We start from the raw sequence: 14027 nt of genomic DNA on the forward strand, positions 1-14027 counted from the left end.
TTCAGGTGATGTGATCGACACCGCGCTCCACAGCCCAGGCCCGCTGATGCTCCTTCAGCTGTCGTCCGAGACCCCGCCCCTGATGGCCGGGCGGGCAGGGATGTTCAGTTTTTCCCCGATCCCATACGAGACAAGGGGTCGCAGAAGCGGGCTTCCAACGTTTTCCACGTTAGGCCGCACCGTTTTCCACGACGTCCCGCAGATCGCTGTGATTCCGCGGGTCTGAACTTGCCTGCACGTCCCTTCCGACCTTCGGTCGGCTTGCACGCTTCCGCCTGCGAGATGCGCTTGCGCGCACCTCGGATCGGTGGCTTCCTGCTTCGCCCGGGCCTGCTCCAGCGAGCTGGAGTCTCACGTCCCGTCCACAGGCATTGACCGCGGGCCCCGCGGCAAGGATGTTCACGGCCGCGTTGTAGTCGCGGTCGAGTTTCGTCCCACAGGAGTCGCACTCCCACGTTCGGACAGCGAGGGCCTTCCGCCCGCCGTTCGTCCCACAGCTCGAGCAGATCTGCGATGACGGATAGAAGCGCGGTACTCGTGTGAGCGACACGCCTTTGCGCGTGCACGCCTCGTCGAGGTATGAAACGAACTGTGCCCAGCCAGCATCGTTGACGCTCTTACCGAGTTTCGTCTTCGCCATACCCGCGACATTCAAGGTCTCGATAACGACCGCTTGGTTTTCACGGCTGAGTTTCGAGGCAAGTTGCCGAGCATGGTTCTGACGGAGATTGGCTACGCGACGGTGAGCGCGGGCGCGGGCCCGCTTCGCTTCCGCGTAGTTGTTACTTCCTGGCTGCTTGCGAGCCAGTGCTTTATCCGCACGTCGGAGCGTGTCCTCAGCTGCGCGGAAGTATCTGGGGTTCGCGATCTTCTCGCGGATTCCATCCGAGTAGGCGATGGCCGCGTAGTCGTTGAGGCCGACATCCACCCCAGCCGTGCGGGGCTGACGGGTCGGCGTCTTCGCCGGAGCCTGGGGCACGCGGACGATGAATGACGCCCAGAACGTCCCATCGGCATCCGCCGTGATGGTGACGGCAGACGGGTATCCGGGAAGCTCGCGATGCCAGTTGACTCGGATGTCCTGGTCGATGTTCGCCAGGTGCAGTCGCCCACCGCCTCCTCGGGAGTTCTGCCAGCCTCCGCGGATCGTGAACGAGTTCTCCGGATAGCGCGCGGCCTGCCGAGCAGTGCGGCGCGACTTGAACTGGGGGCGTCCGATGCGTCGGCCCGCGATGCGACCGGCCGCTGAGTCGAAGAAGCGGGTGTAGGCGTCCGCAGCGTCGTGCACGGACGCTGATAGGACGGTGTGGGCGACCTCGCCCAGCCAGGCCGTCGCTTCAGCCTTCCGAGCCCCGGTCACCAGCGCTTTTGTCGCCTCGAACCCCGAGGGGTGCTTCTCCCCGGCCTCGAACCGGGTGCGCGCGAGCGCGATGTATGAGTTGTAGACGAAGCGGCACGATCCGAAGACACGACGCAGTGCCGCTTGGGCGGCAGGCTCCGGGTGGATGCGGTACCGGTAGCGCCGGATCGAGGACGGTCCGTCCGCCGAAGCTCGGCGTCGCACGACCAACTCAGCTCGGAGGGCGGTGCCGACTGCTGCACAGTTGGTGCACTTGCATCCCCAGTACCGGTGCCCGCGCGGCGTCCCGTGTTCTTCCGCGGGCATGTCGGCGAGACTCGGCTTGACCCTCGGTGTGCGCTTCAGGTCCGCTGACGAGGAGCGCCAGGCCTTCTTGCACCGTCGGCAGCGACAGTTCCAGAAGGTGTACCCGCTTGCCTTCTCATGGGCGTCGTCGGGCATGCCCGCGGCCAACCGTGCGCTGCGACGTTCAGCAGCGGCCGCCGCGTTCGCAGCCCGGCAGTCCGCGCACGCAGGCTTGCAGTGGCGGTACGCGCGTGTCGTGCCATGGTCATAGCCGGCGGGAAGCGTGGGGGTCACCCCCGGCTCATGCGCGGTCTGGCTCGACATACGAACCATGTACGCGGCTGCGCCCGATTTCATGAAATCACTTAGACGTCGCGGAGCCCTTCTCCGCGCGGTGCACGGCCACCCCACCTTCGCCAGGTGGCACGGAGCAGCGGCCTACCCAAGCTCCTTTGCGCAACCAGACTGCCCCGCACGGAGGCCCGCGGGTTCCACGGACCATGGGCGCGGTGAGCTGACTGCGGGGGATGCACCAGTGGCGACGTCCAGTGGGGCGACGACGCCAAACAGCCCGGACAGCTCTGCTATCGCGGCCTGTCGGGTACGAGCGCGCCGAGCACGGCGTCGGCTCCAGCGAGGTGAGGCTTCCGGTACGCCTTGCGGATCCAGTCGATGACGCCCGTAGCGGCGGCGGCGGCCCCAGCCACAGCGATGGGTGTGGGGTCTCCATTCGCTGTGACAGCGGCGCCGAGCCCCCCGACCGACCCCAGGATGACGAAGTCGGTGAACGCTTCCTTCCCCGCTCGCGTGTGTCGTCCGCTAAGTTCGCGCTCAATCCGGCGAATGTCGGGACGGAACGCATCCTCTACGCGTTCGCGTAATTCGGCGGCATTGTCTGCGCGCGCGTCGCGGGCGAGCGTGCGCAACTTCACCCGCCAATCCTCGAAGTCTGCAGACGACTCCCGAATTCTTGCCGCTTCACGTATCGAGGTTTCGGGACTGGGGACGAGGAAGCGAGAGACTTCTTTTAGAACCTGAGGCGGGTATCCGCCGGTCGGAGAGTCCGCAACCTTCGCTTTCAGGAGCGCCAAGTCTTCGTTCCAGGTGGGCGCATAGGTCGCGCCGGCCGAGTCTGCGACCGCGAGCGTCTTCGCAAGATGGAAGAAGAAGTGTTGGTACTGCCATACCGCGTCTGCGTGGTGGATGGTGCCGCTCCCAGTGATGTGGAATCCGCGGAGGTGGTCCCACAAGGGCAGCCGGGCGTCCTGGTCCTGAAGGGCGGACATAGTGGCTTGCATTGCCGTCGAGCGCACGTCGTGCCGCACAGCGGCCTCCAAGGATCTCCTGTTCTTGCGCATCACCTCCCACTGATTCCGTAGCACGATGACACCCGCTCTGATGGGGCGCTCCAGTTCGTAGAGGTTTCGAGTGATGGTTGCGAGCCGAGAGCGCAATTCGTCGGGGGCGTCTGCCAGCCGCTGAGCAGAATCACCGGTCGCCCAAATGGAAGCGCCCGTGCTCAGCCGCATAATCTCTCGACCGTTCTTTGTATAGCGAATGTCGCGCATCGCTGGCAATACCGAGAGATCTGCGAAGAAGTCGGCGTACGGGTCCAAGACGAGGAGCTGTGGGTAGTACAGGAGCGCATCGCTCAGCTCTCGCCTCATCAGGGGATCCTCCCAGTAACGGGAGACCGTGCCACCCACGAGATAGGTGCCCTCTGGTGCGCCTGAGTCTGCGTCAGCAATGCTGAACTCTAGTAATCGGTCCCGGAGGTCGTCGATCTGTCCCTTGGCGAGCTTCTCCCAGGACACCCGGTCGCCGCGCTCCCCCAGGGCGTTCTCGACGACGTCGAGAACGGAGTGCCTTCCCCCGAGCGCTTCACTCACTGGTGGTCCCTTCCGCAGGTGTCGAATCGAAATTGCTGGGATCGGGGTCGTAGCTTTCGGGCAAGATGGTCGCGCTGGTCGGCTCCTCTCCGGTTTCGACCCATTCGCAGATGCCTGTCAGAGCGGAGAGCATCTCTTGTTGCAGCGACATTGTGGCCACAGGAGAGCCGCGGAAGGTCATACCCGGCGCCAGCGGCAGGACGGCTGTCTCAGGGAGGACGGATCCCTCCAAGATCACAGCGCCGAAGCTGAAACGCGCGAAGGGCGTTCCAGGGGTGGTGGACCCATCCAGGCCGTTCTCGAAGATGTGCATGAACGCACCAAGCTCGGTGGGCTCACCGAGACGGACGCTCATACCATCGAGGTCGAACGACTCCTGCACCGGCATCGCTACCATTGCGCCACGATGTTTGTCGTCGTTGTCCAGCCGCGTGGCCACCTCAAGCCAGCTCGCGTGGTCGGACGGGAGATTGTCATTCCAAGGCTGCACAGCCTCAATCCGCTCGAGGACCTCGGCGGGCACACTGTCGAGTGCCTTTGCAGCGGACCTCCATGCGGTCCGGTTGGCAGTCACCGGGAAGCTCACTCGATGCGGGGTTCCTGGTTCTCGCCCGTTGGCGGTGGCGAAGCCCCAAACCAGCGCGTCCAGGGCGGAACGAGCGTTGTGTACGGCGTCGCCAGCGAGCAGGGCCCATTCATCGAGCGGCACGTGAATCTGTGAGGGCACGAGGAACTCGAGCGTCGTCCGGTTCGCGGCTAGCCGCAGAGGCGCTCGGAAAGCGCTGGTCGCATTCCAGAGATCGACCCGTCCGTGAAGCTCTGAGAAGAGCCACCAAGCCCGCGTCAGCTTCAAATGTGCCCAGCGATTTCGCATTCCGCCCCCATCGACCACTCGTCCCCAGAATGTCATTCTGGAAGAGTCAGACGGGTGCGGCCCCTCGACAGACCCAGGACGTAGAAACTCGGCGATGCGTAGTGCGGACACGCCAGACACCGGCCACCACTGAATGTTGCGCGCGAAGCCGCACCGCGGGCCCGACGCCCGGTGGTTCACCCCGAATGCAGAACACCGTCGCTGGAGTTGTCGCCTTCCTCGACGGCATCTTCGTCGGCATCCGCAACTGACCCGTGTCCAGGCGAGCAGGCTCAACTGCCCTGCCGTTCCCCGAGAAGGTCTCCGAGGGCGTCGCCGCCATGCTGAAGGATGTGCGGCGCTCCTTGAGAAGCGACTTTCGCCACTCACATGCACACCGGTCCTCGTCCCACTGCGCACCTGGCTTTGAGAGCGATAGCCTGCGCGGGTGAAAAGCATCCCGCAACGCGTTCGAGTCGAGGTCACCCAGCACTTCAGTGCGCAACCCGACCCACTGCGACCACCGGTCACAACCGTCGTGCAAGGCCGACCGGACGAGCCGTTCGACGCAGCCCTCAGACGCTCTTTCGGCGAGCCGCCGCACGGGAACGACTACAACCTCGTCTGGCCGAACCCTTCGGGAACGGCCACGTGGTTGGGCTGGATCACCCCGCATGTGACGCTCGCCGAGGCCGCCGCCGTCGCGGACGGTGAGACCCTGCACGTCGACGCACTCGGCCGCGGCGGGGGCGTTCTCCCACTCATGCTTGAGATCGTCGAAGCTGGCCTGACACTTACAGGCGTCGTCCAAGCGGCGTCTTGGGCGCAGACACGATTGAGGAACGCCCTCTCCCGGACACAACGGCGTCTGGCGAAGGAGTGGGTGGACTCCGGATTGGCGAGCGAGCCGCCGCTCGCGCTTCGTCAGTACGTGTACTCCGAAAGCACCTGGCTGCGCTCCGACTTCGATGAGACGTTCGGCTTAGACCGAATAGCCGGGCCCGCCCTTCTGCGCCGGCTTCACTACGACAAGACCTCCACCTCCCCAGAGCGCTGGGAGGAGAAGCCCGGTCCATGAGTAGCATCTCGTCTCAGCGTCGTCTAGCGCCCGGCGAGTACCGACATTTCGGTAGGCAACGTGTGTCTCGTCTGCGTCCTTCGATACTCCGAAGACCTCGCAACACGCGCAAACCTATCTGCCACCTCGGCGGGATCAACCGATGAGGTGAGTGCCTCGCCTCCGCGCCTCATCAAAGCGGCCCGCGTTGGCCTGTCAGTCGTCGGCGGGCCTCAAGGCAGCGCTTCTTATCCCCGGGGACTCCTATGAGGACTTGCCGTCTTGGGGGGACGCTTCTGGAACAGACGAGTAAGTCAGGACCTCGCGGATGACTGCCGCAAATTTCGGGTTCAAGTCGGCCGCGGTGACGAGGAAGTCTGCAACGTCCGCAGCGAGCTTGGCTGCCGTCTTGTCGAACACCCCTCTGAACGCCTCAGAAGCAGGCTGCCTCTCCCCCAGCATGGCCGACGCTGACTGGAATTCGAGGATGCGCAATGCATCCGTCAGAAGTGTTCCCCGCCGCATAAGACGGGTGACGAGTTCAAGTAGCGGTCCAAAAAACCTCGGGTCGACAGATATGGTCGCCTTAGCCGGCACCTCTCCAGCGGCTTGCAAGTCCCTCAGCAGGTCGGCCATGTCTTTCTGCTGCTTCAGTTGGGTAGCGCCGCCCAGAAGGTACTCGCTGAGCCCGTAGGAGAGGTCGGATATGTGCGTAGCGCGTAGGTTAGCGATGGCGCGCGCGAGCGAAAGAGTGTAGAGCCAGGCGCAGTCGATTATGAGGCCGACATGATTAGGGTTTCCAGACTGAAGTACGTCTTTCAGTGCGAGCAGAGTATCTGGCATGACTACAAGGCTTCGATGCTCCGGTTGAACCCAGTAGCCGAACTGCCGGTAGTCCAGTATCGGGCCCAGCCGGCGATCCATAGCGGCGAACCTTCCCATGGACCTCGCGACCGTCTGCTCGAGGAACAGCCCAGACAATGGGGCAGTATCGACGGGTAGTACCGTCGGCAGGAGTCGCTCTAGACCTTCTACGTCTCGTTCTGTGAACGCGGAAATACCGAGACGCGCAGCGAGCTGGTTAGCATCTGGGCTGATGGCGCGATCCCGCACCATGTAGGCAGCATCGGCGTCGAAAAACTCCTTCACCCCACGTACCCAAAACATCCGGCTGATGACGCTGGCCTTACCCGTCTTGCAATCGACGATGGCGGTCTGCACGTGACCGGATGGTGTGACGGCGACCCCAAGGACGTCCAAGTCTGTGTACGCCTCAGGGCTGCCTTTTCCCTGCCCGGGATGCGCGTGCTCGGCAGCGCGCAGTACGACATCTACACGAGTGGAGAATCCCATTCGCCACAACAGACGACGCGCGGCGACCTTCTGTCCGAGGTCCAGTTCGGTCATGCGCTTCCATGTCCCATCATCTTGTCGATGGCGCTTTGCCACTTCTTATCGGTCAGATGCCGTTTCTGCCGCATCCGGTGGACCGTCTGTATGGGTGACGAGTACGGGTCGCTACCATCCAGCATCTGCAGTGTGCTCGGCGTTCCCTGCCTAGCGATCATGCTCTCACCATGGGTAATGAGATCCCGCGCTAGGGTCAGTGCTTCCCTGTTGTCAGGCGTGTCAATCAGGATCGGGACCACCCACTTACCGCCAGGCATGGTGTCTGGGCCGAATCGCAACAAGCCGGCACGGTTGAGCGTGCGGTACTGCCGCTCGTGGGAGCTATGGGGGTTCAGCCGCCCTTCGCGCAACAGCTTGTCGATGGCATTGACGAGAGCGGGCGCGGTCAGGTTCGAGTACCCACCGTGATGCTGCGCGGTCCGCAAACACGCAATGACAGCCAGCGCCTTGTCCATCACTGGCTTCCGCTCGCGGAGAAGTCGGAGATCGAGGCTGTAAGGCAAAACGGCGAATGACTCGTTGGACCCGTTCGGCAGCTCAACAGAAGGCGCCATCAGTAGCCCCCTTTTCACCGCGTCTGCGATAACCTCACCGCCTCGCGCCAGAGAGAGACCCTGCTCCCCCCGCACCATTTCAAAGGCGTCGGCAAGTTCCCCCGCGCCGTGGTTACGAACCACTTCAGCAACGTAGGCCGGCTGCTCAAAACCGAAGAACGGAGAATACAATACTTCGTCGCTACCCAACGAAATCCTCTGAACCAGTTGCGACTCCGTCGTGACTTCGAGAACGGTATCCAAGTCGCCGGAATCCAAGCCAACTCGGTCGACGAGATCATCTCTGGCAATGGGAGACTTGGCCAAAGAGTCGACGAGAAGGAGAACCTGCTGCTCCAGCCCTGAGGGCGCGGCCTCCCGCCACGCTCCGCCCAGTCGCGTGTACAGGTCGGAGTAAAAGGGGACCTTCTCACTGAAGGACACAACGCGCTGACCTGCGCGCTTGACGTCAGTGACCAGCTGTGCCTGCTCGAGTGTGTCAATGACTGAGTTGAAGGCGACCGCCGGCACATCGAGCTGCTCAGCCACGATGGTTCGTAAGTTGCTGGCGTCTTCGACGACGTCTTGACCGCGAATCAAAGCCGCGACGCCGGCTGCCATGCCGACCCGCTGTGTTTCGCTCAAAGCAGCGAGTGAAGCGTCCATGGGGTGCAGATTGCGCAAGCCTGCTGTGACGTCTTGGCAGCGCAGTCCCTCGGTGAAATTGTCCATCATTGTCTCCTTCTTAGCCGGAGACTACTGGCTGTCCTGGATAGGGACGCCACGACTAGACGGTTCAATCGCGCATGGAGATGACATGGACCTCGCGACCGACCACGCCCTCACCCTCTCACCCACAGCCCGACACGTAGCCCTCCGAGAAGCGCGCACCTGCTGGTTCGACAATCGAATCCGGCAGGAGCTCACCGTCCGGGAAATCCTTGACCGTTTCACGGACGGGTACGGACGCGGGGTGAAGCAAGGACCGTGCATACGTTCGCGTCCATCGTTCGGCCGACACCATTCCGCGTTACATGCGAAGGACGGCTCGGAGCCGGCGAGGCAATCAAGCTCCTTCCCGCGGGTCCTCGACGACGCTTCCCGAACGAGCGAGACGATATCGGATATGCCCGCTCACCCCGTGACGCTGACGCACCTGTCCGCTGCGCTCTCGAAGAACGAGTGGAAAGCGTTGCTCGCTCTCGCCAAATCGCACCGGGCCGCTCTCGGGTTCCTTCCGGATTCGGCGTTCGCCGACAGAGTACGCCGGGGGACACTCGCGGTCGCGCACGCCGGTGGTCAGCTCGTAGGTTACTGCCTCTACGACCGGTCGCGCCGCGGGCAGATCAAGCTCGTCCACGTGTGCGTCGCTGACACCGCCCGACGCCTTGGAGTCGGTAAGCAGCTGGTGGAGAGCGTCATGCAACACAACCCGGGTGCCTCAGGAATCGTCGCCCACTGCCGCCGCGACTACACCGGCATCGACCGTTTCTGGGAGGCGCTAGGGATGGCACCGCGCGCTGAACGCGCCGGCCGAGCCGTCCAGGGGTCGACCCTCTCTATATGGTGGCGCGCGCTCGGCGCCCCGGACCTTCTCGAAGACGCGGCGCTCACCGGCGGCTTGCCCCTCGTCGTCTACGACACCAACGTGGTCTCGGACCTGTATGCCTCGCCGCACGTGGATCGTCCCGACCGCGGCGCGTCCCTAGGCCTGCTGGCCGGGTGGCTACAGACTGCCATCACACCGGCTGTCTCCTCCCACGTGGACATCGAGCTGAACCGCATCCAGGACGAAGCTGAACGCGTCCGCCAGATGAACCTCTCCCAGGAACTACTCCGGCTCCGATGGTCAGGCGCTGAGAACGGAGCGACGCTGGAGAGGCTACGCGCGAGCGTAGGGGCCGCTGCCCTCAAAGCCGACCCCTCACTCACTGATGACCTCTGCCACCTCGCCGACGCACTCACAGCGGGCGCATCCTTCTTCGTCACAAACGATGAGAACTTCCTGCGAGTCGCAACTAGCGCGCTCGGCTCCGACAGCATGCTCCAGGTGATACGTCCCCACGAATTGGTCATCCGCATGCTCGACCAACTGAACGGGCCTAGCTACCGTCCGCGGCTGCTGGCCACACCAGCCTTGGAGTGGCTACCCGCTACGGACGTTCCCGAGGGTCTACTCGTCGACGCCTTCATCAGCCATGAGTGCGGGGAGTCGGGCGCCTCCCTCACCCGGTCCTTACGCGCATGCTTCGCCCAGAACCCCTCGCGCACCCGTGTCCTCGTCGACGGGACGAACCGACCCTGGGCGCTGCTCAGCGACCGCGTCGACGGGCCGCAGCTGACCGCAAACATCTTCAGGGTCCGCCGCGGGGACGCCGCTGGCACCACGGCCTTGCAACTCGCGCGACACCTCCGGGAGCGAGCGCTCGAGAGCGGCGTGACCCAGACGACGGTGTCCGACCCCTCCCTCAACATGGTGAGCGTGGAAGCCTTGAGAAGAGATGGGTTTGACGTCGGGGGTGCCGCGCCGGTCGCGACGCTGATTGCGTCCGCGCGGACGCGGGAAGACGTCGAATCGTCCTTCCCGTCGACGGCCGGTCTGCCTGCCGCAGACCTCGAGCGGCGCTTCTGGCCGTTGACGCTCCTGTCCGAAGGCATCCCGACGTTCGTAGCACCCATCCGCCCTCGTTACGCGAAACGCCTCTTCGGCCTGCAGGACGACGCGCTCTGGTCCGACCGGAAGCGCGGGCTGGGGCTCTCACGTGAGCATGCGTACTTCAGCGCGGCGAACAGGGCATTGCCTCCCGAAGGCTCCCGGATACTCTGGTACGCGACGGCGGATGACACCGACGTCCTGAGGCGCATGGTCGCCCACTCCCGTTCCCGCGGCGCACAGCGCCTATCCCCCGAGCAAGCCCATGACGCGAGCTCACACCTCGGCGTCTACAGGCGTCGAGACGTGGACGCGGCAGCGGGCAAGGACGGTCTCGTGACCGTCCTACGGTTCGAGGACACAGCGATCCTCCCGACCCCCCTGGGCGCTGCGGCCCTCGACACCGTCTTAGAGAGGCACTCAGTGAAGCCCCCCTTCCTCAGCTTCCGTCAGGTACCACCCGCGATGTTCGACGACATCGTCGCTTGGGACGGACATCTCGCATGACGGCGGTTCTGCTGTCGGTCAAGCCGGTCTACGCCGATGCCCTCCTCGCGGGGACCAAGAAGGCCGAAGTCCGACGTCGCTTCCCCTCTGCCGCACCGGGGACATCCGTCTTCATTTATGCGAGCTCCCCCGTGCGGGCCCTCGTCGGCACGCTTCGACTCGACCAGATTACGCGCGCCGCGCCCGACATCGTGTGGCGCGACCACCACCACCAGATCGAGATCGCTGAGGATGCGCTCACGCACTACTTGGCGGGTCGCGACGAGGCCGCGATGCTTTGGGTCAGCCGCCCGAACCGGTGGGGGGCCAAGATCCCGCTCCAAGAGATGCGCGAGAAGCTGCGACTCGAACCCCCACAGAGCTTCCGGTACCTCACTGACGCGATGGTGGCGGAACTGCACACGATGCGGCCGTCCGAGCGCATCTTGCAGTCGCCGACTACCAGCGCCGGAGCTCCGTTCCGGGCGGCTTCCGCTCGCTGGCGGTGAATCGAACGGGGAGTCGCCGAGCCTGGGGGTGCCTCCCACCCGACCCCGCGGGACAGGGGGTTCGGCTGTGGGCCTGTCAGATCGTGGCGACGTCTGCGGCCATGCCCGGAATGACGCGGCCGGAGAACCAGTCGGCGCGAAGAGCCGCCTCAGCGTCCGACATGGTGCAGATGTAGTCTGCCACCGCCCGCAGTTGCGCCTCGGAGAGTTTCTTCACGGGCTTCTTGGGGGGCCTGACGTCGCTCAGGACCAGCGTTTCCTGCAGCCCGGTGGGCAGGGATGTGATGTCGGGCGCGGAGCGCATCCAACTCGTCAGACCGCGGAACAACCGCTCGATGGTTCTCGTCTGAGCACGCTGAATCGTTCCCATGCGCGGGGTCGCGATGAGGTACCGCCGCGTAATGACTTTCAGCGCCTGCATGTTGTGCCAGTCGGTCTTATCTAGCCGCACTGCAGGACCGTCGTCGTAGTCGGGGGTGTCCGAGATGACGAGGTTCTTGAAGAAGCTGGTGATTCGGTCGCTCAGGAGCTGCTTCAACTGAGCGAGGACGACGCCGTCGAGTTCCGACTTCGCGCTGAACGTCTCGGTGAACAGCGTGCGCGTATTGGTGAGCGCGAGAACGTAATCCGAGTCGCTGAACAGCCCCTCATAGTCCCGCAACCGCGTCGTCTCTGCGGTGAACGGGTCTGTTGCCGGCGACTCTTCGAAGGCTTTCGGCCCGGATCGAACGGCGTTCAGCGCGTCATTCAGATCCGACAGCACCCGTGTCATGTCGATGGCCCCCGCCGCGGCGAAGTCCTCCAGGTCGTGGATGGCGTAGGCGATGTCGTCTGCGAGGTCCATGATGGATGCCTCCAGCGACTGCCTCCGGGAGGCTGGGTCATCGCTGAACATCGCAGTCCGCGCTCGTTCGAAAGCCGCCACGTCGGAGCTGTACACGCCGAACTTCTTGGTGCTGAAGTCATCGGCGTCCTGGGTGGGCCGACGGAACGGGTATTTCAGGATGGCGTTGAGAGTCACGTTCGTGAGGTCCATGCCTCGACGGTCGATTCGCTCGTCGTCAAGCAGCGTCACGATACGGAATGTCTGCGCGTTGCCCTCGAACCCGTCGGTGACGCCGCCCTTGCGGAGCAGTCGGTCCAACACCTGCTCGCCCGCGTGACCGAACGGCGGGTGGCCGAGGTCGTGCGCAAGGCCGGCCGCCTCGCACGCGGGAACGTCTAGGCCACCGTGAGCTGCGATGGCGCGCGCGACACCCTCATCGCTCAACGCGCGGCGCGAGATGGCTTCGGCGAGCTCGCGCGCGACGAGCGCGACCTTGTGCGTATGCGAGGCACGGCTGTGCATCCGCGAAGCAGTGAGGTCTGGCGAGATGACCTGGGTGACACCAGCAAGGCGTCTTAGATAGGGGGAGTAGGCGATCCGTCCGCGGTCGCGTTCCGTCTCCGTCCGGCCGTCTCCGACACGCTCCCGTGGCGCAGCTTCACGGCCGTGCCGCTGAGCTCGTTGACTCTCGACGATGAGCGAACCCGACGCATCACGCGTCAGTCCTAACTCCGCCAGATGCTCCATGCAGCGGAGTTAGGGAACGAGCGCGACCATGGCGGCCGAGTCGACCGTCACGCGACCGGAGGACTTGGCGTACGTCAGCCCGTACTTCACCTGGGACATCGCCAGGCGCAGGGTCTGCGCGACCTCCTGGAGGAAGACGGTGAGCTCCACCGGACGGGTGTGCTTCCGGAGCAACTCCACGATGCGCTGCGCGATCTCCTCGAGTCGTGCGATGCGCTTGTCGTAAGGCATGTACTCGATTGCGTCGGGCATGACTCCTCTTTCGGTGACTACTACTCGTTCCCACATTCCTTGTACGCGGCAGCGGCGTCTGCCCTGAGGGGCGGCTGCAACAGACGGACGTGGGATCTACGTCGTTTCTAAAAAAAGACTACCGCTGACGGACGACATCGGTTTGCAGCGACGACAACGTGGCGTTCTAGTTCAGAAAATAAAACAGATGCGAACGGGCTGACGTTACTGAAGGTTGTCACCACCCCACAGCCGACCACCACCTCAGAACATCTCGGCTTCGCGGAGGGAAGCTGCGGCACGGTCGGGGTCGCGTCCCGCAGCCAGCCACTGCGCAGCGGACAGCCCGTCGAGCTCTTCATCGGGCGCGGTCATCAGATTGCCGATGCTGACGGGATCGTCGTCGCCGAGCGCGGCGAGCACGACGGCGAGGCCTCGCAGGGGCCTGTTCTGCTCGTCGAGCTGCCAACGCGGGTACACGTACCGACCGTTGCGCCTGCGCCCCGCGCACAACTCCCCTCGCTTACGCAATTCGTCGACCTCGGCGACACGGAGCGACAACAGGCGGGCCACCGCGGTACTCGTCAGCCACGTGGACATCTTCGCGTCGTCAGCCCCGGCCGATGCGTGGAGGTACGCCGCGTTGTCGCTGTGCGGTGAATGCGGATGCGGGCACCCCCGCTGAGATCGCGAACGTCATCTCCCTATCGGTGACACGCGGCACAGCCTCGGCGATGTCCGCATCGGTTTTGGCGGGGCGGGCACCGCGACTTCTGGCATGGTCGACGCAGAGCGTAATCAGCCAGTCCTCCTGCCGGTACGGCCAAGCCCTGTCCGCACAAATCTCACACGTACGGGTGGACTCCGACTGGGCGGCGGAGATCATCTCCTCGATGTCCTCCTCGATGTCGCCGGGGTGCACCGCGAAGTCGAGCACCCCGAGGTCTTCGCCGAGCCGGGACACCCGATACGCGGGCGCGATGAAGGCGATCTCGGCGTCGAGCTTCATCACCAGAGGCCACCACCCCTGGTTCACGTCCAGTGTCGAGATGCCCGAGTGCATGAGCCGTGAGATCAGCGGCGCGAGTGCTGCCGGGTAGCTGTCACCCACCCAGCCCACCAGCGCGGCATCCTCCGGCGTCAGATCGACAATCCGCCGGGAGCGCCCACCGTTGGCGGTCATCACGA

12 protein-coding genes are annotated in these 14027 nt (G+C 64.4%); 3 read left to right on the forward strand and 9 right to left on the reverse strand.

Going from position 1 to position 14027, the window contains the following annotated elements; all coding sequences use genetic code 11:
* Positions 1 to 169: 169 nt before the first annotated feature.
* From AS029_RS16855 to AS029_RS17225, 3 genes are all read right to left on the reverse strand, one after another.
* The gene (locus tag AS029_RS16855) at positions 170 to 1969 is read right to left on the reverse strand and encodes an RNA-guided endonuclease InsQ/TnpB family protein (protein ID WP_167345232.1); all 1800 of its coding nucleotides are present in this window, start codon (positions 1967 to 1969) and stop codon (positions 170 to 172) included.
* Positions 1970 to 2229: 260 nt separating this feature from the next.
* Positions 2230 to 3534, reverse strand: coding sequence for a hypothetical protein (locus tag AS029_RS05990; RefSeq protein WP_058231700.1), 1305 nt, complete (start codon positions 3532 to 3534; stop codon positions 2230 to 2232).
* Complete coding sequence (locus AS029_RS17225) at positions 3527 to 4444, reverse strand: hypothetical protein (protein WP_139168033.1); 918 nt, start codon at positions 4442 to 4444, stop codon at positions 3527 to 3529. The genes AS029_RS05990 and AS029_RS17225 overlap by 8 nt, the downstream gene beginning before the upstream one ends.
* A 391-nt stretch (positions 4445 to 4835) precedes the next feature.
* Here AS029_RS17225 and AS029_RS17230 point away from each other — a divergent pair, with 391 nt between their 5' ends.
* The gene (locus AS029_RS17230) at positions 4836 to 5465 is read left to right on the forward strand and encodes a hypothetical protein (RefSeq protein ID WP_139168034.1); all 630 of its coding nucleotides are present in this window, start codon (positions 4836 to 4838) and stop codon (positions 5463 to 5465) included.
* Positions 5466 to 5708: 243 nt separating this feature from the next.
* On the opposite strand, the gene AS029_RS06005 is transcribed toward AS029_RS17230, so the two are convergent.
* Positions 5709 to 6851 carry a hypothetical protein gene (locus AS029_RS06005; protein ID WP_058231703.1) on the reverse strand — a complete coding sequence of 381 codons (1143 nt, stop codon included), beginning with the start codon at positions 6849 to 6851 and terminating at the stop codon, positions 5709 to 5711.
* On the reverse strand, positions 6848 to 8119 hold the full coding sequence (locus tag AS029_RS06010; RefSeq protein WP_058232033.1) for a hypothetical protein: 1272 nt from the start codon (positions 8117 to 8119) through the stop codon (positions 6848 to 6850). Before AS029_RS06010 ends, AS029_RS06005 begins: the two co-directional genes overlap by 4 nt.
* A gap of 85 nt (positions 8120 to 8204) precedes the next feature.
* Between AS029_RS06010 and AS029_RS06015 the strand changes: the two genes are divergently transcribed.
* On the forward strand, positions 8205 to 10547 hold the full coding sequence (locus AS029_RS06015; RefSeq protein WP_167345233.1) for a GNAT family N-acetyltransferase: 2343 nt from the start codon (positions 8205 to 8207) through the stop codon (positions 10545 to 10547).
* On the forward strand, positions 10544 to 11035 hold the full coding sequence (locus AS029_RS06020; RefSeq protein WP_058231705.1) for an ASCH domain-containing protein: 492 nt from the start codon (positions 10544 to 10546) through the stop codon (positions 11033 to 11035). The genes AS029_RS06015 and AS029_RS06020 overlap by 4 nt, the downstream gene beginning before the upstream one ends.
* A 76-nt stretch (positions 11036 to 11111) precedes the next feature.
* On the opposite strand, the gene AS029_RS06025 is transcribed toward AS029_RS06020, so the two are convergent.
* The 4 genes from AS029_RS06025 to AS029_RS06040 form a co-directional block, all read right to left on the reverse strand.
* A complete protein-coding gene (locus AS029_RS06025; protein ID WP_074615866.1) occupies positions 11112 to 12608 on the reverse strand; it encodes a deoxyguanosinetriphosphate triphosphohydrolase family protein in 1497 nt (498 codons plus the stop codon).
* A 9-nt stretch (positions 12609 to 12617) separates the two neighbouring features.
* On the reverse strand, positions 12618 to 12860 hold the full coding sequence (locus AS029_RS06030; RefSeq protein WP_058231707.1) for a hypothetical protein: 243 nt from the start codon (positions 12858 to 12860) through the stop codon (positions 12618 to 12620).
* Positions 12861 to 13103: 243 nt separating this feature from the next.
* A complete protein-coding gene (locus AS029_RS06035) occupies positions 13104 to 13439 on the reverse strand; it encodes a helix-turn-helix domain-containing protein (protein WP_058231708.1) in 336 nt (111 codons plus the stop codon).
* A gap of 10 nt (positions 13440 to 13449) precedes the next feature.
* A complete protein-coding gene (locus AS029_RS06040; RefSeq protein ID WP_139168036.1) occupies positions 13450 to 14022 on the reverse strand; it encodes a hypothetical protein in 573 nt (190 codons plus the stop codon).
* Positions 14023 to 14027 lie beyond the last annotated feature (5 nt).

Source organism: Microbacterium enclense (assembly GCF_001456955.1).
In the GTDB taxonomy this organism is placed as follows: domain Bacteria; phylum Actinomycetota; class Actinomycetes; order Actinomycetales; family Microbacteriaceae; genus Microbacterium; species Microbacterium enclense.

Bases quoted from the DNA above. Each gene is read 5' to 3' on its own strand.
- AS029_RS16855 (WP_167345232.1), bottom strand. From the start codon at position 1,969: ATGTCGAGCCAGACCGCGCATGAGCCGGGGGTGACCCCCACGCTTCCC.
- AS029_RS17225 (WP_139168033.1), bottom strand. From the start codon at position 4,444: ATGACATTCTGGGGACGAGTGGTCGATGGGGGCGGAATGCGAAATCGC.
- AS029_RS06005 (WP_058231703.1), bottom strand. From the start codon at position 6,851: ATGACCGAACTGGACCTCGGACAGAAGGTCGCCGCGCGTCGTCTGTTG.
- AS029_RS06010 (WP_058232033.1), bottom strand. From the start codon at position 8,119: ATGGACAATTTCACCGAGGGACTGCGCTGCCAAGACGTCACAGCAGGC.
- AS029_RS06015 (WP_167345233.1), top strand. From the start codon at position 8,205: ATGGACCTCGCGACCGACCACGCCCTCACCCTCTCACCCACAGCCCGA.
- AS029_RS06020 (WP_058231705.1), top strand. From the start codon at position 10,544: ATGACGGCGGTTCTGCTGTCGGTCAAGCCGGTCTACGCCGATGCCCTC.
- AS029_RS06025 (WP_074615866.1), bottom strand. From the start codon at position 12,608: ATGGAGCATCTGGCGGAGTTAGGACTGACGCGTGATGCGTCGGGTTCG.
- AS029_RS06030 (WP_058231707.1), bottom strand. From the start codon at position 12,860: ATGCCCGACGCAATCGAGTACATGCCTTACGACAAGCGCATCGCACGA.
- AS029_RS06035 (WP_058231708.1), bottom strand. From the start codon at position 13,439: ATGTCCACGTGGCTGACGAGTACCGCGGTGGCCCGCCTGTTGTCGCTC.
- AS029_RS06040 (WP_139168036.1), bottom strand. From the start codon at position 14,022: ATGACCGCCAACGGTGGGCGCTCCCGGCGGATTGTCGATCTGACGCCG.